Genomic DNA, 17,623 nt, shown 5'->3' on the forward strand with positions numbered 1-17,623 from the left:
TCAAACATTCGACGGCCCAGGCGCCTGCGCCGGGTCCACCAGGGTGACAACATGAAATTCTCCGAAAACTGGCTGCGCAGCCACGTCCCCACCCGCGCGTCGCGCGATGAGCTGAGTGCGGTGCTGACCGCGATCGGCCTGGAAGTGGAAGACGTGACCGCGTTGGGCGAGGGCCTGCAGCACGTGGTGGTGGCGCGCATCGTCGAGGCCGTGCGCCATCCCGAAGCGGACCGCCTGCAGGTCTGCCGGGTCGATGCCGGGCAGGGCGAGCTGCTGCAGATCGTCTGCGGCGCACCGAACGCGCGTCCGGGCCTGGTCGCGCCGCTGGCGATGGTCGGTGCGCAGATCGGCGAACTGAAGATCAAGCCGGCCAAGCTGCGGGGTGTCGAGTCCAACGGCATGCTGTGCTCGGCGAAGGAGCTGGGCCTGGACAACGATGCTTCCGGCCTGCTGGAACTGCCCGCGGATGCCCCGGTCGGCCAGACCCTGGTCGACTACCTGGGCCTGCCCGATGCCAGCATCGAGATCAAGCTGACCCCGAACCGTGCCGACTGTTTCAGCGTGCGCGGCATCGCCTACGACGTAGCGGCCGCCACCCGCAGCCAGGTGCTGGACTTCGCTGCAGCACCGGTCGCCGCCGTCGGCAGCCGCGAGCTGTCGATCCGGCTCGACGCCGGCGCCGAGGCGCCGCGTTACCTGGGGCGCGTCATCGAGGGCCTGAACCCTGCGGCGAAGACCCCGCTGTGGATGGCCGAGCGCCTGCGCCGCAGTGGCGTGCGTCCGGTGTCGCTGCTGGTCGACATCACCCAGTACGTGATGCTGGAACTGGGTCAGCCGATGCATGCCTATGACCTGGGCACCCTGCAGGGCAGCATCGCCGTGCGACGCGCACGCGCAGGCGAGAACCTGAAGCTGCTCGATGGCCGCGATGCCGTGCTGGACGACAGTTTCCTGGTCGTGACCGATGCTGATCGCGCGGTGGGCCTGGCGGGTCTGATGGGGGGCTTCGATTCCCGTGTGACCGACGCGACCACCAGCGTGTTCCTGGAGGCTGCGCACTTCGCGCCGGCAGCGATCATGGGCCGTGGCCGCAAGCTGGGCCTGCACACCGATGCCGGCCACCGCTTCGAGCGCGGCGTCGATCCGGCGCTGCCGCGCACCGCCATCGAGTACGCCACCCGCCTGGTGCTGGACCTGGCCGGCGGCACCCCGGCACCGGTCACCGAGGCCGTGCGCGAGGCTGACCTGCCCCGGCCGGCCACCATCGCGCTGCGCCGCGCGCGCATTACCCGCGTGCTCGGCATCACCATCGAGGATGCCGAAGTGGAGCGCATCCTGCGCGCGCTGGGCATGGAGGTGGTCGCCACGGCCGACGGCTGGCAGGTCACCGCACCGAGCCGCCGTTTCGATATCGCCATCGAAGAGGACCTGATCGAAGAGCTGGCCCGCATCCATGGCTACGAGCAGATTCCCACCACCCTGCCGGGCGGTGCCGCGCGCGTGGCGATGCCGAGCGAGACCCAGCTCGACACCCTCAGCGTGCGTCGCCAGCTGATCGCGCGCGACCTGCAGGAAACCCTCAATTTCGCCTTCGTCGACGATGCGCTGCTGACCCAGTGGCAACTGCGCGACGATCTGGTGCCGCTGGCCAATCCACTGTCGGCCGAACTGGCGGTGATGCGCCCGTCGCTGCTGCCGGGCCTGGTGGCCACGCTGGGCCGCAACGCCGCGCGCCAGTTGGGCCGGGTGCGCCTGTTCGAGATCGGCCGCGTGTTCGCCCGCCAGGCGGGGGAGGGCCAGCCGGCGCCGCTGGAAACTCCGCGTGTTGCTGCCGCGGTGTGCGGCGATGCGCAGGCGGTGCAGTGGGGTCTGCCTTCCCGCAAGGTCGATTTCCATGACCTGAAGGGTGATCTGGAGTCCCTGGCTGCTGCCAGTGGTGCCTCGCTGGAGTTCCGCCCGTCGAGCCGTGCGCATGGCCACCCGGCGCGCTCGGCCGAGGTGTTCCGCGACGGGGTTGCGATCGGCTGGATCGGCCAGATCCACCCGCGCCTGGCCAAGGCGATGGACATCGAGGCCGACGTCTACGCCTTCGAGCTGGACCTGGAGCCGCTGTCGGCGCGCCGCCTGCCGCGTGCCGGCGAGCTGTCGCGCTTCCCGGCGGTGCGCCGCGACCTGGCGTTCCTGGTGCCGGAGCAGGTGGCCTGGAGCGATCTGGCCGCCACGGTCCGCCAGGCCGCCGGCCCGCTCCTGCGCGAGCTGAACCTGTTCGACCGCTATGTGGGCCAAGGGGTCGAGCCGGGATTCAAGAGTCTCGCTATGGGCTTGATTTTGCAGGACAAGTCGCGCACTCTGACGGACCGCGACGTGGATGCGGTGGTGGCCGAGGCGGTCACCGCCATCGAGCGTGAACACCACGCCCGGATCCGCGGCTGAGCGGGCAGCACTCGGGGGTAGCAGGCAATGGCATTGACCAAGGCGGAGATGGCGGAAAAGCTGTTCGACGAAGTCGGTCTGAACAAGCGTGAAGCCAAGGAATTCGTCGACGCGTTTTTCGATGTGCTGCGTGAAGCATTGGAACAGGGACGTCAGGTGAAGCTGTCGGGCTTCGGCAATTTCGACCTGCGGCGCAAGAACCAGCGTCCGGGCCGCAATCCGAAGACCGGCGAGGAAATTCCGATTTCCGCCCGTACGGTGGTCACCTTCCGTCCGGGCCAGAAGCTCAAGGAAAGGGTGGAAGCTTATGCTGGATCCGGGCAGTAACCGCGAACTACCGCCGATCCCGGCCAAGCGCTACTTCACCATCGGTGAGGTGAGCGAGCTGTGCGACGTCAAGCCGCACGTGCTGCGCTACTGGGAAACCGAGTTTCCCAGCCTTGAGCCGGCCAAGCGCCGCGGCAACCGCCGCTACTACCAGCGCCATGACGTGCTGATGGTGCGGCAGATCCGCAGCCTGCTGTACGAACAGGGCTACACGATCGGCGGTGCCCGCCTGCGTCTGGAGGGCCCCGATGCCCGCGAGGAATCGGCGCTGAGCAACCAGATCATCAAGCAGGTGCGGATGGAGCTGGAAGAAGTGCTGCAATTGCTTCGCCGGTGACCCAAATCCCGTGTGATCCGCTATACTTCACGCCCCGCCGCACTGGCGGGAACATCGCAGCATCAGTCGGGGCGTAGCGCAGCCTGGTAGCGCATCTGCCTGGGGGGCAGAGGGTCGTCGGTTCGAATCCGGCCGTCCCGACCAAATACTGCGAAAGAACAAGGGCTTGCGCCATACGGTGCAGGCCCTTTTTCGTTGTGGTCACTACGTGTCCACTATTCCACCACTATCGCGGCAGCGCGATACCCGTGGTGACCGGCTGCCAGGGCGCTTCGTGGCCACCCAGATAATGCTCGGTCATCGATGCGTTTCCGTGTCCCATGAGCGCCTGAATCTGCTCCGTTGTCCAGCCAGTTTCGCGCAGCAGTGCGCCGCCCAAGCTGCGGATCTCGTGGAAGGTTGGCGGCGCATCCCCCGTGATGCCGGCGGCATCGCGTGCGGTGGCGAAAGCGCGCGACAGCTGCTCGGGCAGCACCTGCGTGTGGTGCGTGCGCGTCTTGGCGCGCTTGTCCTGCGGCTTGGCGCGCTCTGGCAGCCGGTGAATCACGAACGGCGAAGCCACGTCATCCTTGCACCGCTTGAGCAGGTCCGCCAGCGGGCCTGCAGTGGCGATCTGTAGCCGAACGTTCGTCGAGCCCTCGGTTTTCGATGGCACCACCCACAGGTGGCCGTCGCGCACGTCGGTGAACTTCACCGTCACCACGTCCTCGCGGCGCAGCAGCGTCACCAGCGACAGGTCCATGGCGTTGCGCAGCCATGGTGCGGCCTTGTCCCATATCGCCCGGTAGACGTCCAGCGTAAGGCGCATGCGCTTCCGCTCGTGCTGGAATCGGCGCGTGGCCAAGGCGGGATTGGTGTCGATCCAGCCTTCTTCCACCGCACAGGCGAGGATCCACCCCAGCACCAGCCTGAACTGCTGGCGCGCGCGGTCGGATTCGGTCACCTCGCGGATAAAGGTGGCGCACACCTTCACCGACACGTCGGCTACCGGCTTCGAACCCAGCCCGGCCTCGATGCGGCGAATCACGCTTTCGTAGACCTCGGCCGTCTTCGGCGCCCACTTCCTGCCGGGCACGTCATCGCGGCGGAACACGACAATCGCATCAGCCACCGTCTCGCCGGGCGCCAGCACCTTCGATACCAGGTCGTTGCTGGGCATCAGCATGGCATTGAGCTTCTTGGCCGCGGCGAAGGCCTTGGCCTTGTCCTTGCCCATCGAATGCTCTTTGCGCGTGATCGGGTGCCGGTACTTGAAACCGTCCCTATGGGCGTACAGGTTCTGCGGCCAGTCTCGGCGGCCGGGCTTGCGGACACGTCCCATCATGGCAGGTTACGCCGCATCGGCCAGGACGCGCGCCACGAGATCGTCGCCGCCGGCGAGCCATTCGTGTTCGTCGATGAACCAGGTGCCGCCGACCTTGCGGCCGGGCAGTTTGCCCTCGCGCAACAGCCGCTGCAGAACCTGCAGGGACGGGCGGCTGCCCTCTTCAAAGTAGCGGTCCAGCCACCGCTCGGGGGTCATCAATTGCATGCTGGTCTCCTTCAGTTCGTGGCCAGCGCAGCGCGCAGCTGCTCGTCTGGATCCGGGTAGCAGTCCATGTAGGCGCCGATCACTTCGGCCGCGACTTGCGGGACGATGGCATTGCCGCCGGCGCGCAACTTACCCACTCGGGCGGGAACCCCATGAGCCAGAAGACGAATTCCGGGTTCAAAGCGCCGGGCTTTTCCATCGTGGCCAGTGAGCCATCCGGCGCCGTCCCAAGGGGAGTGTGCTGCACGTAATCCGGCAGCACCGCCATCCCATGCCCTCGCGCCTTCTTCTCCGCGATGTACTCCGGGGAGTGCGCTGGCATGTGATCCCTGGCGCAAGGTGTCGGCCACAAGGCTTGTGCCAGTACACAGTGATCCAGCCGATCGTTGGCTCTGGAGGCACCGTTCTTCCTGGTGAGTGCTGCAGGGGAAGTGCCCTTGTGCATGCACGTCGTTGGCGTGGGCCACAAACCAGAGCCGGTCCCGTCGGTGGGGCGCGTCGACGGCACAAGCTGGGACAACGACCGCCCGGCAGGCGTAGTCCTCTGCTTCCAGGTCAGCAGACACTCCGTCGAGCCAGTTCTTGCCAACCGCCGCCGCAACCTGTTCTCCCATGACGACAGCGGGCCGTCTGGCACGGATGAGGCGAAGGAAGTGGGGCCACAGGTGCCGATCGTCATCCTGGGCTTTTCCTTTACCCGCGACGGAGAACGGCTGGCACGGGGCGCTGCCGGTCCACAGCTCGCGGTCGTCGGACCACCCAGCAAGTCGAGCTGCAAGGGACCAACCGGCGATGCCGGCGAAGAAGTGGCATTGCCGGTATCCGGCGAGGTCTGAGGGTTGAACATCGGTGATGCTCCTGGTGTCGACGTGGCCGGGCGGGATCAGCCCGGCATCGATGAGATTGCGGATCCACTGCGCGGCGTAGGGATCCCATTCGCTGTAGTAGTTCAATGAAATCCCTCGCGTTCTTGGCAATAGCTGCTGCGTGCAGCTACTCTCCCTTCTCCATAAATGTGCGAGAGGCAAGGATGTCGCTGAAGGAAATGGGCCGATCGCGTTCGGCTGTGTACAAAGGAACCAAGTACAGCGCCAAAGGTCGCTTTTCCGTTCAAGGCGGATACGCAGCCGAGTACCGTATTGGGCTTTCTGCGACCGACCCTTGGGTTCTTTGTGAGGGCCGATTCGAGAGCTGGCAGGAAGCTCTCGAACATGCTCAGGTCGCCGCCCGCGCTGCCATAGACAAGCTGCAGGAATAGGCGCCTATCCATTGCCCACCGCCTTGCCGTCGATCAGAAGCCGCTTCACGTAGTCGCTGATTGCTTTGCGCTTCTTCTGGCTCAGGGATCCAGCGTGGGCGCTGAGTGCGGTGTGGATCGCCTGTTCAAGATCCTCAGCATGTCCCTGGGACCAGCGACCTTGGTCCAGGGCCTGCGCGGGCGGGGCGGCGTAGACCTCGCCCGATCCGTCTTCATCGGTGATTGCCCGGTCGGAGACGATCAGAACGTCGCCCACTTCTAGGTCGGCAATCCCGCCCTCCGTCAGCCAGTCGACGTAGCGGTCGCCTTCGCCGTCGCGCCGAACGGTGGCCACAGCCTCAACGGTTACCGGCTCCTGCCCCCCCCGGCTGGCTTGCCGCCATGCGATAGACGGCCCGGTCCCAAGCAACGCCCGACATGCCGCCGTTGTGCTGGCCGCCGTCCACCATCTCGCGGTAGAGGGCATTGAGCCGCGCGTCGATTTCGGTGTCGGGGATCTGCCCCACCGGCTGGCGGGCGGCGAGTGCAGCTTCGCCTTCTGACAGGAGCTTCATCTCCTCGTTCGGGCTGGGACTGCCGTAGTCTCCATCCACAACGTCGGAACGATTGCGGAAATACTCGACTGCCTCGCAGGCGAAGGAGCGAAGCGCATCCCCCTGACCACCCGGGGAGGGCTGGGCGGAGAGGGCTTCGATTGCGATTCCGAGCGCCTCATACACATCACACCAGCGAGGCCGCAGTCCCTGCCTTGGGCTGCTGCGCAGGTAGGTGAGGTACTGGCGAAGAAAGGTTGCAGCCCTTGTGCTTCGGCTATCACCCAGCCTCGCGCTACCGCCGGTCGCCATAGCATCCAGCAGCGCCGGTCCATCCCCGCGCAGCTCGCGCACGCGGTTGGCTACGTCCATCTTGCTCATGCCCGGCTGGCCGAAGAGCGCTTCGGCGATCTGTGCGTCGAGGCGCTGCTCTGCGCCGTCTGCCATCGTGGTGTTCATGCTTGCGACTCCTTGCTATCGAGGGCGCGCGCTGTGCGCGGCGAGGTGCTCCCAGCGTTCGGCTTCGCCCACGTAGTACTCGTGGCGCTCCTGCCGGACGGTGGCGGTGAACTGCACGTCGTGCAGTGCGCGCTCGGCGGCGGCGCGGTTGGCCGCTGCCATGCGGGCTGGGTCGTGATCGAAAATGTCGAGCTGGTCATGCACGACATACCTCCCAGGCTTGGGCCATGGCAGAATGCCGGCGAGTCCACAGGGGGATCTTCAGGTGAGTGTCTTGGTGCACGTAGGTAAAGCTGCGACGACTGGACTTGACTGGACCGCCATATCCGCCGTTGCTACTGGCTTCGCGGCGGTAGTTGCTCTGCTTGTAGGCGTCCTGCCCGTATGGATCGATCGCACAGCGAAGAAGAGGCAGGCGATTGCGCTTGCGAAGGTGCTCGCCGATGACCTTGCAATCCAAGCGATTACTATCCGCGCCGTGCTCGAAGTGCCCACATCGGGGGTGGCCGATGCGTGGGAGTACGATCAGATGACCAAGTCTCTCTCCGTACTTAGTTCGGCTCAGGCGCGGGAACTGATTCCCTTCAGCCAATACTTGCCTAGAAACGTTGAGAATGAAGTAACGAAGGGAGTGGCACTGCTCTCTGCCGCTGAGAAGCGGCGAGTCCATCTGTTTACGCCTGAGCCAGGTCAGCGGTACAACGTAGAGGGCGACTTGTCTTGGTACAGAGAAGTCGCTGATGGACTCTCCAATCTCCGGCAGGCCTTGGCGACCTGGCTCAACCTTGAACTCGTGGCTATCGAGGAGCCTGGAATGAACCTCGGCAAAGGGCTTAAAGAGAACGCAGGCGCAGATCGTACGGATTGGCAAGGCGCCAAGAGGCTCGCGCACATTGCAAGTAAGTACGAGTAGCAATGGTGGTTGGATCACGACGACGGCGCAGTAGATGGGAAGGGCCAGGTGGCGCATTACTCGCTCTCCCGTTCGGTGGGGCGCTCGGCCTGCGCGGGCGCCCATCCGACGGGTGGGGTGATTGGCGGGATGCCGACGGCCATGGCGGCGAAGAAGTCGTGGTCGGTCACGGCGCACCGCCTGCGCGCTTGGCCGGGTTCTCGATCTCCACCCACTCGCCGCTGGCGATGGCGCGTTCGAATGCACAGGCCATCGCGTTCTGCTGCCCGGTCCGGGTGTGGATGACCGAGTGGCCGTCTGCGAAAACCTCCACATAGGCGGTGTCGTCGCGGAAGCCGGCGCGGTTGACGTAGCACTTGGAAGTCGCGGCGCTCATGCAGCACCTGCCTGTGCGCGCGCTGCGCGCCGAGCGGCGGCGACAGCACCTGCAGCGCTCTGGCCGTGCCGCAGGACGGCATTGGCGGCGATGCTGGCGGCGATGCTGGCGGCGATGACGACTTGGTAAGGGAGGAGGCCCCATCGGCGCCCGGCGCGGGCGACGATGCTGGCGCCGGCAGCCGCACGCTGTGCATTGGAGTGGTTGGCGATGATGGCGCTCATGCGGCGGCGTCGTGCTGCGCTGCGCGCAGCTGCTTAGCTGCTGCCAGCAGCTGACACGCATGCTGCTCGGCCTCTTCGACGGTGAGATGCAGGCGGGCAGCGCCCATGTCTGCGATGACGCGCTCGCTGACGGGGTCAGCGGTCACATTGATTGCTGCCGAGCGGCAGCCCAAGGAAAGGGTGGCCATGCGTGATCTCCTGCGCCCGCCCCGGGATGGGGCTTGATGGGCTGCTTGGAGATAAATTTACCAAACGGTAATTGGTAGTCAATACCAAAAGGTAAATTTATTCTAAGTATCGTGAACGAACGTGGATTCGTTCATTTTTCCTCGTATCTCCATGATGACGAGGAAGTGAAAGGACTGCGACAATCGCCCAGCCGCGCGAGCGCAGTAGTCCGCGAGGCGACTCAAGACAAACAGGGGGACAAGGATGAACAAGATTTTTGCGGGCGCATTGCTCGCGCTTACGCTCACTGGCTGCGCTACGCATAAGGATTGGTCTGCAACCGGTGGAAGTCGCGCCGACGGAGTAGTCCGTTTGTCATTCGAGCACGGCGCTTTCGAGAAGCCCGTTCTCGATGAATCGCAAGCTCTTTCTCTTGCGACCAAGCGCTGTGCTACTTGGGGATACACAGGAGCAGAAGCCTTCGGAGGTACTACCTCCCAGTGCAACATGGGCGGTGGTTTCGGCGGTTGCGATCGCTTCCTGGTCACCAAGGAATACCAGTGCACCGGCCAAGGTAACGGGCAAGTTCCTTCGGTCCAAGTGCCGGCTAACTCCAGTGATGGCGCTTCAGTGCCAGTCGGCAAGAAGTGGTTCTAACGAAAAGCCCCGCTGTTGCGGGGCCTTTCTTTTGCTAGAACTTGCGCAGTCCAGCGTGTATGAGGGCCTTGCCTAGGACGACAAGGTCACCAGTGTCTGGCTTGTAGGCAGGGAAGTCGGTGTTGACGCTGACGACATAGAGTCCATCACCACGCTTCTGGAGCATCTTGATCTGCGTTTCTCCGCCCACGTTGATCAGGTAGTAGTCGTCTCCGTCGAAGTAGTCGCAGCTTGTGTCGATCCAGACAATGTCCCCATCTTCTAGCTTCGGCCGCATCGAGGGGCCGCGCCCGGTGATGATCTGGATTCGCCCAGGGCGGGGTAGATATCCCAGCTTCCTGCGAACCTCCCACTCCGCGACCTCAATCGTCTTGATGACCTCTGGGTAGTCCTGGTTGACCATCCCTGCACCCATTCCAGCCCCCCCTTCGAACAAGTCGAAGCGAACGTAGCCGGAGGGGGTCTCAGGGCCAGAGATTGGCGTGGCCGCTGTCGCGCTCGCTTCCTCGCTGAGGTATCCGGCCGGCATGCCAGCGGCAGCCTCTAGGCTTGCAGCCCGCTTCTCTCCGAACGACTTGTTCTTCAGCAGCCCGGAGAGTTCGCCTTGGTTGATCCCGGCCGCTTGGACAAACGCCGCCTGCACGCCCTCGTGGCGTTCGTCGATCCACTGCTTCAGGCGCTTCCTGCGCAGAGCCACTGCCGCGGTATCTGTCTTCATTCGCGGATTTTCAGTTACCGAAAGGTAATTTACCAAACGGTATTGACAAGAAATTACCGTATGGTAATTTTCAACGCATGGAGACTCTTCGCTCATACCTGTCCACCCTAATCCCCGCCGAACAGGCTGAGTTCGCCGCGCGGGCTGGAACCACCATCGGTTACCTGCGCAAGGCCCTGAGCAAAGGCCAGCGGTTCGACGGCGCCTTGGTTCGGCGCTTGTCGATGGAAAGCGCCGGTTCGGTGTCGCTTACCGACCTGCGCCCGGATATCTGGCCTGGTGAAGAGCAGCCGCAGCCGACGGTGGTTGAACGGATCCGTGGCGAGGTGGACAGCCGCATGAGCAAGCGCGCGCTGCGCGCGCGGCTGGGCCTGTCGGCGGACAAGCAGCTGGCCAAGGTGCTGGGCCTGCCGCTGGAGCAGGTGGAGGGCTGGCCGGAGGAGGGCGCCTTGCCGGCGCTGCCGGAGATCCAGCGCCTGCTGGGTGTCCAGGAGCAGGCGCAGGCGCCGAGCGGACCGCAGGACCCGGACGAGAACCGAATCATCCCCGTGGAGGCTGCCTGAAATGCGCGCGCTGAAACAGCGGCTGGCGATCCATAGGCGCCAGCGCGCCTTCGAACAATGGGAAATGCTCGCCGCCCGACTTGCGTCCGGCGTCCACATCGACGCCAAAGAGCTGGAGAACTGGGCGCAGCACAGAACGCCCGCTGATGACCAGGTCCAGAGGTTCTCCGTCCCAGCCGGCTCGGCTGGGCTGCCGGAATCGACGCTCTTTGCGCGAATCAGCAGCCCCAGAATCTGGCTCCGCGACTGGCTGACAGCCCCTTCGAAGAAGGAGCTGGAACAGCAGGCAGCCCGGCGTATGGCCAGACGGCAAAGGATTTCAGCGCGGCTTGCTGAGCGCGAGGCCCAAGGGCTGGTCAGTAAATGGTGATTTCCTTCGCCGCGTCGCGCACCTGTTCGGCTTCGAGCGGCGAGAGGTCGCGGGAGTCCTCGCGCAACTGGTCGATCACCGCGTTCTCGAACGTCGCTTGGTCCACGACCTTGTGTTTGATCAGCGCTTTGACGACGGCCTGGGTCGCCCTGAGTTCCGTGATCACTTCCTTCAACGAGTTCATGTCGCCCTCCTTGCGGGCTGTTCGTGTGGAAACGCCAGCGTAGCGCAAGGAGGGCGGCGCCCGTCGTCCGTGAGTTGTTGATCTCCATAGCGGCCATGTTGCCGCGCAACAGAGTACCCGTCATGAAGCCCAAGCCCCATTTCCTGCCTAAGCGCCAGACGGTGATCTACGGATTCACCGAGCAGATGTTGCGCGAAACCGGCTCCAACCGCCGCAGCTTCGCCATGGCGGTGGCTGACACGTATCTCTCATTGCTGGGTGAAGACGACCGCGAGGTGCCGTTCCGCATCACCTTGGGCGGCGACGGCGATGCCGACAAGAAGCACAACGGCCAGATTCTCGGACGCTACCTCGATGGCGTGGTGAAGACGCTGCCAGCCGATCTGGAAGACGCCTGGGTGATGAGCCTGCCGGAGCCTTACCGCAGCAACTGCGAGCGGGAACTCTCTCGCCGGCGCGGAATCCTGCCGATCCGCATCGACGCGATCGACACCGCAGCGGACACCGTAGGTGTTGGCCAGCTGATGAAGGACTTCGGCGACCTCTGCGCCGCGATCAGCCCGGCAGTGGCAGATGGCGTGATCGACGAGAAGGACCGCCCGCACGGGCACAAGATCATCAACGAGTCGGATGACCTGGTCATCAGCGCGCTGACCTTCCGCAAGGCGGTAATCCGCGCCATGGGCCTGGAGCAGGCCGTATGAGCGCTCTCGCCCGCGCCACCGATATCGACACCAGCCACGCAGCCGGCGCGCACGTGGTCAGCAGCGGCCTGCAGGCCGTGCAGCAGGACAAGGCCGCCCGTGCTGTCACACAGAACCCTGGCATGACCAGCCATGAGCTGTCGCAGGCGACCGGCTTGGACCGCTACATGCTGGCACGCCGGTTGCCGGAGCTCATCAAGGAAGGGCGCGTGTATCGCGGCCAGAGCAGGCGCTGCAAGGTCAGCGACCGTTCGGCGTGCACCTGGTGGCCGGTGGCCCCGGGCCAGAACATGCCGTTGGGGCTCTGACATGTCGACCATCATCATGTCGCAGTGCTGGCCTCTGCAGGGCCTGAGCGTCACGCAGAAGGCGGTGTTGATCTCGCTGGCCGATCAGGCAAACGACGACGGCGTGTGCTGGCCGGCGGTGGGCACCATTGCCGCGCGCTGCTGCATGTCCGCGCGCGCTGTGCGGACCGCGATGGATCATCTGGAAACCGTGGGCCTGCTGACCCGCGACCGCCGGTTTAACAGCAGCACGGTCTACAAGGTAACCCCCGCCAGCTTCGACAAGGCCGCGGCGCCGTCGAAGGCCGGCCGCAAGGCGGGGAAAGCAGGTACTGCACCGGGCGCAGGGGGTGCGCCCCATGCAGGGGGTGCGCCCGATGCAGGAGGGGATGCGCCCCATGCAGGAGGGGATGCACCGGGCGCAGGTCTGGGGGTGCGCCCCGTGCCGCCTAACCGTCATATAACCCTCAATGAACCGTCAGAAGAACCGTCATCTCCGGCGGGCCTGCCGGCAGTGGATTCCGAGACCGAATTGCAGGCGGCCTGCCGGGCCACCTGGGTGGCCTACGCCAGCGCTTACCGCGACCGCCACGGTGTTGCGCCGGTCCGCAACGCGAAGGTCAACGCCAACGTCCGACAGATCGTGCAGCGGCTGGGCCACAGCGAGGCACCGCTCGTCGCCGCGTGGTTCCTGACCGTCAACGAGCGCTACGTGGTGCAGAACATGCACGACCTGGGCTCGCTGCTGGCGAAGTGCGAGGCATACCGCACGCAGTGGGTCACCGGCCGCCAGATGACGCAGGCCAGCGCCCAGCAGCAGGACCAGACGCAGTCGAACGCCAACGCGGTCGAAGAGGCCAAGAAACTGCTGCGGAAGATCAAGGGGGCCAGCCATGCTCAATGACTTCGAGCAGGAGCGGCTGGTCGAGCTGCTGGTAGCAACCGCCGAGGTGATCGGCGACCGGATCAGCCCGAGCGCCGCCGTGTTCATGGTTGCGGATCTGGCGCAGTACCCGCTGCCGATGCTGGAGCGCGCGCTGGCATCGTGCCGCCGAGAGTTGAAAGGGCGGCTGTCGCTGGCTGCGGTGCTGGAGCGCATCGAGGACGGCCACCCAGCACCGAATGAGGCGTGGGCCAACGCGATCCGCGCCGCCGACGAAGGTGCGACGGTGGTGTGGACTGAGCAGACCCGCGATGCGTGGGCGGCGGCGCTGCCGCTGATGCAGGCGGGCGACAAGATCGCAGCGCGGCCGGCATTTCTGGAGGTGTACACCCGGCTGGTGAAGGAGGCGCGCGCTGCACACAGGACCGCCACCTACCAGCTGTCCCTTGGCGGCGATGTGTCCGGTCGGGACAGCGTCCTGCGAGAGGCGGTTGCTGCTGGCCAGCTGTTGAAGGAACAGGTGGCGGAGTACCTGGCACTTCCGCCCGCCACCCCAGCCTTCAACCCGCTGGCGCTGCTGGCCGGAACGGTTGAGGCATCGCCGACAGCGGATGACCGAACCCGTGCGCGCTTGGCCGAGATCGTGGTGCTGCTGGGGGGCAAAGCAGCATGAGCCCCGACCACTTCAACGTCGAAGTGCGCCCTGTGAGCGAGCCGGTGGCGGAGGCGGGCTGGTATCTGGCCTACGGCTACGGGATCAAGCCGCTGGTGGTCTACGCGACGCGCGGGATGACTGTCTGGCGCGATGGCATGCGGCGGATCCCAATCACCCGCTATGCCGGCCCGATCCCGGAGTTGCGCTGATGTGGTGGTCGCTTTCTCTAGGGCCTCCTCCTACCCGAGAGGAAAGGGTGCGGATGGAGCTGGCAAAGACGGGCCCGTGCATGGCCTGTCTGTCGCTCCAGATGCAGCAGCTGCTGGAGCCGGAGTTGGTGGTCTACGGCTGCGACTACAACCACGCCAAGAGCGGGAACCTGCGGCGAGGTCACCTGTTTGGCTACGCCCTCTGCAAGTGGCACCACATGCGGCATCCAATGGAGGGGAACACCTTCGCAACGATGCGCCAGATCTATGGCCCGAGCCTGATGGACGGCTCGCGGACTTTCCACGAGACATACGGCTCCGACGACGAGCTGATTGCAAACCAGACCTACATCAACGAACTGAGGGCGGCAGCATGAAGAGGACGAAGGCCATGGCGCCGAGGATCAATCCCCAGCGTGCGCCACGCGAGCGGCGGATGGACCACAAAACGGTGTCACGGCCCAAGCGCGTCCAGGCGCGTGTGATCGCCGATCGAGTGGCGGAAACGGTGGAGCAATTCAAGGCGCGCGCCGGGCGGGTGCAGCACCTGCGCGCCAGTTGGGAGCAGGTAGCGTGAGCTTGAAGACAACTATCTCTGGCGCAGAGCATCGCGGGCTGTCGACGGCCGAAGAAGCACAAATTGATGGGTCCGCAAGCTGTCACGATGACTTCAGACTATCCGACATCAGTGTCTCTGGACGGGGTTGGTTTGATTCCGCGCGCTGCATCTTGCGCATCGCCGAGCTTGCGCGCATGGGCAGCCAGACTCCGTGCCTGCCCAATCACGTGGTCGAAATTCTCTGCCATTCCTTTCGCGTCGTGAGAGCTGGTGATCGGAAACCGCTCCATGAACTGCATCGCACCAACACGCAACATTGCTGCACCCACGTCAATGCTATGCCCCAGTGCGCGGTCCCTGTCTGCCAAGGTGGGTGTGACACTTATCGGTTGCGCCGGCGTCAAGCTGAGAATGGCGTGGAGAGCTGTGTGACGCGCCTCAGCCGTCATAAGCCCGGGACCCCCGTTCTTGACGATCTTGTCGTAGAGTTGCGGAGCGAGCTGGCAGTTGATGAGTTGACTCCTAAGTTGGATGAACTCTGCTTCCTCCGCCTTCTTTACTTCCGCCAAGCGCAGCTTGTGCGATGCCTCAGCAAAGTGCATGGCTCCTATGCCCACAGCCCAGGTTCCAAGCGCCGCTATGACTGCAGCCGCGACGGTCAGTGTTTGGTCCGGGGACATTCCGGGCGGCCAGCGCGCCGACATCAAAAAGCCAGCCGCCAAGCCCACCACGATCATGACGCTCAGGTATATGCCGTTGAAAAGCCTTTCCATGGTTATGCGAAGCCTTTAGGCGCCGTAGGTTGTGGGATCTTATCGGATGGTAGCGAGGCCGCCAGTCCCAGCTCCGTTGGGGGCGTTCGATGACTGGTGGCCCCAGAACTCACGGCGAACTTGTGAGAATCGCCGGCCGGTGGCTGCGGAGGACCGCCGGTTGTTCCGTGGTGTTGGAGGAGCTGTGCGCTGCCACAGGCACCGGTTGGGCCGAGGTGACCCCATGAGCCCCAAGTCGACGGAACAGCATTCCAGCCGCGAGCCTGGCTGGCCGGAGTGGGGCCGCCAGAACATCACGCTCACGGCTGTCCTGCGGATGGTCCGTATGTACGGCAACCGCATCCCGTCGGTTGCCCAGCTTCGGGCGGACTTCGGGGTAAGCAGGGCGACGGCGTTCCGGTGGCGGGCGGCCTTCCGCGAGGCGATGGGGCAGAGCGAGGCCGCCCATGCAGGCTGACCGCGCGCTGGAGCTGGTACTGCCCTGGCCAAGCAAGGACCTGTCTCAGAATGGCCGGGTGCACTGGAGCAGGAAGGCCAAGGCCACGAAGCATGCGCGGCAGACGGCGGTGGTGCTGGCGCACGAGGCGGGTTGGCGCGCGCTGCAGCTGCCGGCGGGGAAGCTGCACCTGTGGGTGAGCTTCCACCAGGCGCCGGGGAAGGCGCTGCCGGACGACGACAACATGCTGGGGCGGTTCAAGGCGTACCGGGACGGCATCGCCCAGGTTCTGGGCATCGACGACAAGCGGTTCATCAGCCACCCGGTTGTGAGCAGCGAGCGCCGGCCGGGCGGCCAGGTGGTGGTGCGGATTACGGGCGGGCCGGAGGCGGCGAACCCTCAGCAAGGGGAGAACATCGATGCAGATTGACACTTTTGGAGCGTACGTCCGAGCGCAGCTTGAGCACTGGGGGCGGGAGTTCGCCCTTCACAGGGACTGCGACTATCTAGGCCACCAGTCTAAGAACCTGCTCGCGGTCCTGATTGAGCACAAGGGAGACATGCCTGGCAGAGCGCAGGGCTACAAGCCTCTGGACAGTGATTCGCGGGCGCAGCTTATCGAGGACCTTGTCGCAGAGATTGCGAGAACCAACCCCGGGATGGCATGCGTTCTGCGCGCATACTACTGCGGGATGGGACGGAAGAAGGTGGAGCGTTACGAGACCTGCCTTCTCTTGCTGACCAACCTGGGAGAGCCTCCAGTAACCGTAAGGGGCTATCTCGAAATGGTCAGAAGGGGAGAGGACCGCATTTATGGAATGATGTCGGTCCTAAGTCGAGCTGCATAAAAAAGGGCCCATACGGGCCCTTTTCGTCAAGCTGCTTGCAGTCCGTAAGGGAACTGAGATCGGTTGACTCTTCGTGCCTCCGATGACAGGACAAAAACAAACGCGCGGCCAGGCTTGTGGGCTAGCACATCTTCGTAGGCAGCCTCGGACGCCGTCATCTCCGCTGGCTTCGTATTGCGTACCCGGTCGACCGCCTTCTGCCAAGCCGCCGAAGAAAGGCGAGCTACCACAAAGCAGATGAATCCGGCACTCAGAACCGGCGATCTCGTAACCATCAAACGAAGCATGGTGACAATGGCGGCGTGGAGTACTTCGTTCACTTGGTCTCGCACTGGCTCGGGAAGCTTGCTTAGTTCCTTGCTCCAATTGATTCCATCGGATTTCTGCCCCTTCCAGGCCATCAAGACTTTGGTCATTACAACCTGGCTGAAGGTGAGGCGATGAGCGTACTGAATGTACCCGTTGATCAGTGCGCGAACTGCGAGATACGGCCGGTCGTCGAACTTTAGTTCGCCGGACGCTGCAATCTCAAAAAGCCGGTCTCGGATCCTAAAAAGGTCATGACGAGCAAGTGCGATAGCGGATGCCGAGTAATCGAAGAAAACCGCCTTCACGACGAGAGCGATACATAGAAGACCGGTTGTGATTAGTACTATCGTGACCATTACCTGTCCCCCTCGTGGGTTTCACCGTCCGTGCCCAAGTTGCTTGATGATCTCTTTGGGTCTTTCATCTCTTCCAGCTTCTTTGTCTTCTCTGACACTTGGTGCACCAGAGACTTGTTGATGCGTCGATAGCGCGCTGCGCTTCGTGTGGACGCGAGCAGTCCGACCATCAAGAACAGATGAATCCAGAGATTCGTAACAACTTCCTTCAGTGCATCGCCGATCGAGCTGCCTAGATCAAGCTTCGCGTCGACTTTGGTCACCTGGCCGGCCAGAAAGTAGACGGACGCTACGATGACTGCTCCGGCGATCATCCACTTTCCTAGCTCGGTTAGACTGCTGATCACCTGAGAAGTTCGACGGCTGGACAGCTTCTGCTTCAGCCGCTCGTTCTCACGGATGACTTGAACAATGTCTGGCCGCGGTGGTGTCGGCGTGTGCTTCCCTTTTGCCACGTACTTCGTCCCCTGAAATTTCGGCAGAATTTACATGAACTTGACGTGATTTTGTTAATTTACTGTTCATGTCGATGTCTGAATCCGCGACGACAGGG

32 protein-coding genes and 1 tRNA gene are annotated in these 17,623 nt (G+C 64.1%); 19 read left to right on the plus strand and 14 right to left on the minus strand.

Annotated elements, in window-relative coordinates; all coding sequences use genetic code 11:
* The first annotated feature begins 51 nt into the window (after positions 1–51).
* The 4 genes from pheT (at position 52) to AC5P76_RS03010 (ending at position 3,241) form a co-directional block, all read left to right on the plus strand.
* Positions 52–2,433, plus strand: a complete 2,382-nt coding sequence (pheT, locus tag AC5P76_RS02995) for a phenylalanine--tRNA ligase subunit beta (RefSeq protein WP_193396118.1) — start codon at positions 52–54, stop codon at positions 2,431–2,433.
* Between the two features lie 27 nt (positions 2,434–2,460).
* The gene (locus AC5P76_RS03000; protein WP_005410432.1) at positions 2,461–2,760 is read left to right on the plus strand and encodes an integration host factor subunit alpha; all 300 of its coding nucleotides are present in this window, start codon (positions 2,461–2,463) and stop codon (positions 2,758–2,760) included.
* Entirely contained in the window at positions 2,741–3,097 is a 357-nt protein-coding gene (locus tag AC5P76_RS03005) for a MerR family transcriptional regulator (protein WP_053518690.1), read from the plus strand. Before AC5P76_RS03000 ends, AC5P76_RS03005 begins: the two co-directional genes overlap by 20 nt.
* Positions 3,098–3,164: 67 nt before the next feature.
* A tRNA-Pro gene (locus AC5P76_RS03010) sits at positions 3,165–3,241 on the plus strand.
* A gap of 82 nt (positions 3,242–3,323) precedes the next feature.
* Here the strand turns inward: AC5P76_RS03010 and AC5P76_RS03015 are convergent.
* From AC5P76_RS03015 to AC5P76_RS03025, 3 genes are read right to left on the minus strand one after another with little or no spacing between them, the layout of a single operon-like run.
* The gene (locus tag AC5P76_RS03015) at positions 3,324–4,421 is read right to left on the minus strand and encodes a tyrosine-type recombinase/integrase (protein WP_495222619.1); all 1,098 of its coding nucleotides are present in this window, start codon (positions 4,419–4,421) and stop codon (positions 3,324–3,326) included.
* A 6-nt stretch (positions 4,422–4,427) separates the two neighbouring features.
* Positions 4,428–4,628: a helix-turn-helix domain-containing protein gene (locus AC5P76_RS03020; protein WP_065197409.1), complete on the minus strand. Its 201-nt coding sequence runs from the start codon at positions 4,626–4,628 to the stop codon at positions 4,428–4,430.
* A gap of 11 nt (positions 4,629–4,639) precedes the next feature.
* Complete coding sequence (locus AC5P76_RS03025) at positions 4,640–5,581, minus strand: DNA cytosine methyltransferase (protein ID WP_495222620.1); 942 nt, start codon at positions 5,579–5,581, stop codon at positions 4,640–4,642.
* Positions 5,582–5,658: 77 nt separating this feature from the next.
* On the opposite strand from AC5P76_RS03025, the gene AC5P76_RS03030 reads away from it, so the two are divergent.
* Positions 5,659–5,886: a hypothetical protein gene (locus AC5P76_RS03030; RefSeq protein ID WP_495222621.1), complete on the plus strand. Its 228-nt coding sequence runs from the start codon at positions 5,659–5,661 to the stop codon at positions 5,884–5,886.
* 4 nt (positions 5,887–5,890) lie between these two features.
* On the opposite strand, the gene AC5P76_RS03035 is transcribed toward AC5P76_RS03030, so the two are convergent.
* Genes AC5P76_RS03035 through AC5P76_RS03045 form a run of 3 tightly spaced genes read right to left on the minus strand, consistent with a single transcriptional unit; the run spans position 5,891 to position 7,082 of the window.
* Positions 5,891–6,220, minus strand: a complete 330-nt coding sequence (locus tag AC5P76_RS03035; protein ID WP_495222622.1) for a hypothetical protein — start codon at positions 6,218–6,220, stop codon at positions 5,891–5,893.
* A 4-nt stretch (positions 6,221–6,224) separates the two neighbouring features.
* Positions 6,225–6,878: a hypothetical protein gene (locus tag AC5P76_RS03040; protein ID WP_495222623.1), complete on the minus strand. Its 654-nt coding sequence runs from the start codon at positions 6,876–6,878 to the stop codon at positions 6,225–6,227.
* A 15-nt stretch (positions 6,879–6,893) separates the two neighbouring features.
* Entirely contained in the window at positions 6,894–7,082 is a 189-nt protein-coding gene (locus AC5P76_RS03045) for a hypothetical protein (protein ID WP_495222625.1), read from the minus strand.
* A gap of 61 nt (positions 7,083–7,143) precedes the next feature.
* Here AC5P76_RS03045 and AC5P76_RS03050 point away from each other — a divergent pair, with 61 nt between their 5' ends.
* Entirely contained in the window at positions 7,144–7,791 is a 648-nt protein-coding gene (locus AC5P76_RS03050; RefSeq protein ID WP_495222626.1) for a hypothetical protein, read from the plus strand.
* Positions 7,792–7,957: 166 nt separating this feature from the next.
* Here the strand turns inward: AC5P76_RS03050 and AC5P76_RS03055 are convergent, their stop codons facing one another.
* Genes AC5P76_RS03055 through AC5P76_RS03065 form a run of 3 tightly spaced genes read right to left on the minus strand, consistent with a single transcriptional unit; the run spans position 7,958 to position 8,579 of the window.
* Complete coding sequence (locus AC5P76_RS03055; RefSeq protein ID WP_495222628.1) at positions 7,958–8,167, minus strand: hypothetical protein; 210 nt, start codon at positions 8,165–8,167, stop codon at positions 7,958–7,960.
* On the minus strand, positions 8,164–8,391 hold the full coding sequence (locus AC5P76_RS03060) for a hypothetical protein (RefSeq protein WP_495222629.1): 228 nt from the start codon (positions 8,389–8,391) through the stop codon (positions 8,164–8,166). Before AC5P76_RS03060 ends, AC5P76_RS03055 begins: the two co-directional genes overlap by 4 nt.
* Entirely contained in the window at positions 8,388–8,579 is a 192-nt protein-coding gene (locus AC5P76_RS03065) for a hypothetical protein (protein WP_253118698.1), read from the minus strand. Before AC5P76_RS03065 ends, AC5P76_RS03060 begins: the two co-directional genes overlap by 4 nt.
* Before the next feature lie 244 nt (positions 8,580–8,823).
* Here AC5P76_RS03065 and yecR point away from each other — a divergent pair, with 244 nt between their 5' ends.
* Positions 8,824–9,216 (plus strand): YecR family lipoprotein, encoded by a 393-nt coding sequence (yecR, locus tag AC5P76_RS03070; RefSeq protein ID WP_253118699.1) that lies wholly within the window; start codon positions 8,824–8,826, stop codon positions 9,214–9,216.
* A 34-nt stretch (positions 9,217–9,250) separates the two neighbouring features.
* Here the strand turns inward: yecR and AC5P76_RS03075 are convergent, their stop codons facing one another.
* Positions 9,251–9,934, minus strand: coding sequence for a S24 family peptidase (locus AC5P76_RS03075; protein WP_253118700.1), 684 nt, complete (start codon positions 9,932–9,934; stop codon positions 9,251–9,253).
* Positions 9,935–10,011: 77 nt separating this feature from the next.
* Between AC5P76_RS03075 and AC5P76_RS03080 the strand changes: the two genes are divergently transcribed.
* Positions 10,012–10,497, plus strand: a complete 486-nt coding sequence (locus AC5P76_RS03080; protein ID WP_253118701.1) for a hypothetical protein — start codon at positions 10,012–10,014, stop codon at positions 10,495–10,497.
* 1 nt (position 10,498) lies between these two features.
* Entirely contained in the window at positions 10,499–10,867 is a 369-nt protein-coding gene (locus tag AC5P76_RS03085; protein WP_253118702.1) for a hypothetical protein, read from the plus strand.
* On the opposite strand, the gene AC5P76_RS03090 is transcribed toward AC5P76_RS03085, so the two are convergent.
* Positions 10,854–11,051, minus strand: a complete 198-nt coding sequence (locus AC5P76_RS03090; RefSeq protein ID WP_253118703.1) for a hypothetical protein — start codon at positions 11,049–11,051, stop codon at positions 10,854–10,856. The two genes, AC5P76_RS03085 and AC5P76_RS03090, sit on opposite strands and share 14 nt — an antisense overlap.
* Before the next feature lie 122 nt (positions 11,052–11,173).
* On the opposite strand from AC5P76_RS03090, the gene AC5P76_RS03095 reads away from it, so the two are divergent.
* Genes AC5P76_RS03095 through AC5P76_RS03125 form a run of 7 tightly spaced genes read left to right on the plus strand, consistent with a single transcriptional unit; the run spans position 11,174 to position 14,366 of the window.
* Complete coding sequence (locus tag AC5P76_RS03095) at positions 11,174–11,755, plus strand: DUF8585 domain-containing protein (RefSeq protein ID WP_253118704.1); 582 nt, start codon at positions 11,174–11,176, stop codon at positions 11,753–11,755.
* Positions 11,752–12,063 (plus strand): winged helix-turn-helix domain-containing protein, encoded by a 312-nt coding sequence (locus tag AC5P76_RS03100; protein WP_495222631.1) that lies wholly within the window; start codon positions 11,752–11,754, stop codon positions 12,061–12,063. The genes AC5P76_RS03095 and AC5P76_RS03100 overlap by 4 nt, the downstream gene beginning before the upstream one ends.
* A gap of 1 nt (position 12,064) precedes the next feature.
* Complete coding sequence (locus tag AC5P76_RS03105) at positions 12,065–12,946, plus strand: helix-turn-helix domain-containing protein (protein ID WP_495222632.1); 882 nt, start codon at positions 12,065–12,067, stop codon at positions 12,944–12,946.
* Complete coding sequence (locus AC5P76_RS03110) at positions 12,936–13,598, plus strand: hypothetical protein (protein ID WP_495222633.1); 663 nt, start codon at positions 12,936–12,938, stop codon at positions 13,596–13,598. The genes AC5P76_RS03105 and AC5P76_RS03110 overlap by 11 nt, the downstream gene beginning before the upstream one ends.
* Positions 13,595–13,789, plus strand: coding sequence for a hypothetical protein (locus AC5P76_RS03115; protein WP_005418745.1), 195 nt, complete (start codon positions 13,595–13,597; stop codon positions 13,787–13,789). Before AC5P76_RS03110 ends, AC5P76_RS03115 begins: the two co-directional genes overlap by 4 nt.
* Complete coding sequence (locus tag AC5P76_RS03120) at positions 13,789–14,166, plus strand: Ref family recombination enhancement nuclease (protein WP_495222634.1); 378 nt, start codon at positions 13,789–13,791, stop codon at positions 14,164–14,166. The genes AC5P76_RS03115 and AC5P76_RS03120 overlap by 1 nt, the downstream gene beginning before the upstream one ends.
* The gene (locus AC5P76_RS03125; RefSeq protein WP_495222635.1) at positions 14,163–14,366 is read left to right on the plus strand and encodes a hypothetical protein; all 204 of its coding nucleotides are present in this window, start codon (positions 14,163–14,165) and stop codon (positions 14,364–14,366) included. Before AC5P76_RS03120 ends, AC5P76_RS03125 begins: the two co-directional genes overlap by 4 nt.
* A gap of 98 nt (positions 14,367–14,464) precedes the next feature.
* Here the strand turns inward: AC5P76_RS03125 and AC5P76_RS03130 are convergent, their stop codons facing one another.
* On the minus strand, positions 14,465–15,121 hold the full coding sequence (locus tag AC5P76_RS03130) for a hypothetical protein (protein WP_495222636.1): 657 nt from the start codon (positions 15,119–15,121) through the stop codon (positions 14,465–14,467).
* A 223-nt stretch (positions 15,122–15,344) separates the two neighbouring features.
* On the opposite strand from AC5P76_RS03130, the gene AC5P76_RS03135 reads away from it, so the two are divergent.
* Genes AC5P76_RS03135 through AC5P76_RS03145 form a run of 3 tightly spaced genes read left to right on the plus strand, consistent with a single transcriptional unit; the run spans position 15,345 to position 16,405 of the window.
* A complete protein-coding gene (locus tag AC5P76_RS03135; protein ID WP_495222637.1) occupies positions 15,345–15,578 on the plus strand; it encodes a hypothetical protein in 234 nt (77 codons plus the stop codon).
* Entirely contained in the window at positions 15,568–15,987 is a 420-nt protein-coding gene (locus AC5P76_RS03140) for a hypothetical protein (protein WP_495222638.1), read from the plus strand. The genes AC5P76_RS03135 and AC5P76_RS03140 overlap by 11 nt, the downstream gene beginning before the upstream one ends.
* Complete coding sequence (locus tag AC5P76_RS03145) at positions 15,977–16,405, plus strand: hypothetical protein (RefSeq protein WP_495222639.1); 429 nt, start codon at positions 15,977–15,979, stop codon at positions 16,403–16,405. The genes AC5P76_RS03140 and AC5P76_RS03145 overlap by 11 nt, the downstream gene beginning before the upstream one ends.
* A gap of 26 nt (positions 16,406–16,431) precedes the next feature.
* Here the strand turns inward: AC5P76_RS03145 and AC5P76_RS03150 are convergent, their stop codons facing one another.
* Both AC5P76_RS03150 and AC5P76_RS03155 read right to left on the minus strand, forming a co-directional pair.
* Positions 16,432–17,019 carry a hypothetical protein gene (locus tag AC5P76_RS03150; protein WP_495222640.1) on the minus strand — a complete coding sequence of 196 codons (588 nt, stop codon included), beginning with the start codon at positions 17,017–17,019 and terminating at the stop codon, positions 16,432–16,434.
* Between the two features lie 50 nt (positions 17,020–17,069).
* On the minus strand, positions 17,070–17,525 hold the full coding sequence (locus AC5P76_RS03155) for a hypothetical protein (RefSeq protein WP_495222641.1): 456 nt from the start codon (positions 17,523–17,525) through the stop codon (positions 17,070–17,072).
* Between the last annotated feature and the right edge of the window lie 98 nt (positions 17,526–17,623).

This window comes from Stenotrophomonas sp. YJH_SMC_36 (assembly GCF_059369935.1).

Excerpts from the sequence above, each read along its gene's own strand:
- AC5P76_RS03140 (WP_495222638.1), top strand. The coding sequence starts at position 15,568 with ATGCAGGCTGACCGCGCGCTGGAGCTGGTACTGCCCTGGCCAAGCAAG.
- AC5P76_RS03085 (WP_253118702.1), top strand. The coding sequence starts at position 10,499 with ATGCGCGCGCTGAAACAGCGGCTGGCGATCCATAGGCGCCAGCGCGCC.
- yecR (WP_253118699.1), top strand. The coding sequence starts at position 8,824 with ATGAACAAGATTTTTGCGGGCGCATTGCTCGCGCTTACGCTCACTGGC.
- AC5P76_RS03135 (WP_495222637.1), top strand. The coding sequence starts at position 15,345 with ATGAGCCCCAAGTCGACGGAACAGCATTCCAGCCGCGAGCCTGGCTGG.
- AC5P76_RS03110 (WP_495222633.1), top strand. The coding sequence starts at position 12,936 with ATGCTCAATGACTTCGAGCAGGAGCGGCTGGTCGAGCTGCTGGTAGCA.
- AC5P76_RS03065 (WP_253118698.1), bottom strand. The coding sequence starts at position 8,579 with ATGGCCACCCTTTCCTTGGGCTGCCGCTCGGCAGCAATCAATGTGACC.
- AC5P76_RS03120 (WP_495222634.1), top strand. The coding sequence starts at position 13,789 with ATGTGGTGGTCGCTTTCTCTAGGGCCTCCTCCTACCCGAGAGGAAAGG.
- AC5P76_RS03030 (WP_495222621.1), top strand. The coding sequence starts at position 5,659 with ATGTCGCTGAAGGAAATGGGCCGATCGCGTTCGGCTGTGTACAAAGGA.
- AC5P76_RS03105 (WP_495222632.1), top strand. The coding sequence starts at position 12,065 with ATGTCGACCATCATCATGTCGCAGTGCTGGCCTCTGCAGGGCCTGAGC.
- AC5P76_RS03060 (WP_495222629.1), bottom strand. The coding sequence starts at position 8,391 with ATGAGCGCCATCATCGCCAACCACTCCAATGCACAGCGTGCGGCTGCC.
- AC5P76_RS03090 (WP_253118703.1), bottom strand. The coding sequence starts at position 11,051 with ATGAACTCGTTGAAGGAAGTGATCACGGAACTCAGGGCGACCCAGGCC.
- AC5P76_RS03080 (WP_253118701.1), top strand. The coding sequence starts at position 10,012 with ATGGAGACTCTTCGCTCATACCTGTCCACCCTAATCCCCGCCGAACAG.
- AC5P76_RS03125 (WP_495222635.1), top strand. The coding sequence starts at position 14,163 with ATGAAGAGGACGAAGGCCATGGCGCCGAGGATCAATCCCCAGCGTGCG.
- AC5P76_RS03015 (WP_495222619.1), bottom strand. The coding sequence starts at position 4,421 with ATGATGGGACGTGTCCGCAAGCCCGGCCGCCGAGACTGGCCGCAGAAC.
- AC5P76_RS03000 (WP_005410432.1), top strand. The coding sequence starts at position 2,461 with ATGGCATTGACCAAGGCGGAGATGGCGGAAAAGCTGTTCGACGAAGTC.
- AC5P76_RS03005 (WP_053518690.1), top strand. The coding sequence starts at position 2,741 with ATGCTGGATCCGGGCAGTAACCGCGAACTACCGCCGATCCCGGCCAAG.
- AC5P76_RS03145 (WP_495222639.1), top strand. The coding sequence starts at position 15,977 with ATGCAGATTGACACTTTTGGAGCGTACGTCCGAGCGCAGCTTGAGCAC.
- pheT (WP_193396118.1), top strand. The coding sequence starts at position 52 with ATGAAATTCTCCGAAAACTGGCTGCGCAGCCACGTCCCCACCCGCGCG.
- AC5P76_RS03100 (WP_495222631.1), top strand. The coding sequence starts at position 11,752 with ATGAGCGCTCTCGCCCGCGCCACCGATATCGACACCAGCCACGCAGCC.
- AC5P76_RS03075 (WP_253118700.1), bottom strand. The coding sequence starts at position 9,934 with ATGAAGACAGATACCGCGGCAGTGGCTCTGCGCAGGAAGCGCCTGAAG.
- AC5P76_RS03040 (WP_495222623.1), bottom strand. The coding sequence starts at position 6,878 with ATGAACACCACGATGGCAGACGGCGCAGAGCAGCGCCTCGACGCACAG.
- AC5P76_RS03020 (WP_065197409.1), bottom strand. The coding sequence starts at position 4,628 with ATGCAATTGATGACCCCCGAGCGGTGGCTGGACCGCTACTTTGAAGAG.
- AC5P76_RS03130 (WP_495222636.1), bottom strand. The coding sequence starts at position 15,121 with ATGGAAAGGCTTTTCAACGGCATATACCTGAGCGTCATGATCGTGGTG.
- AC5P76_RS03055 (WP_495222628.1), bottom strand. The coding sequence starts at position 8,167 with ATGAGCGCCGCGACTTCCAAGTGCTACGTCAACCGCGCCGGCTTCCGC.
- AC5P76_RS03095 (WP_253118704.1), top strand. The coding sequence starts at position 11,174 with ATGAAGCCCAAGCCCCATTTCCTGCCTAAGCGCCAGACGGTGATCTAC.
- AC5P76_RS03115 (WP_005418745.1), top strand. The coding sequence starts at position 13,595 with ATGAGCCCCGACCACTTCAACGTCGAAGTGCGCCCTGTGAGCGAGCCG.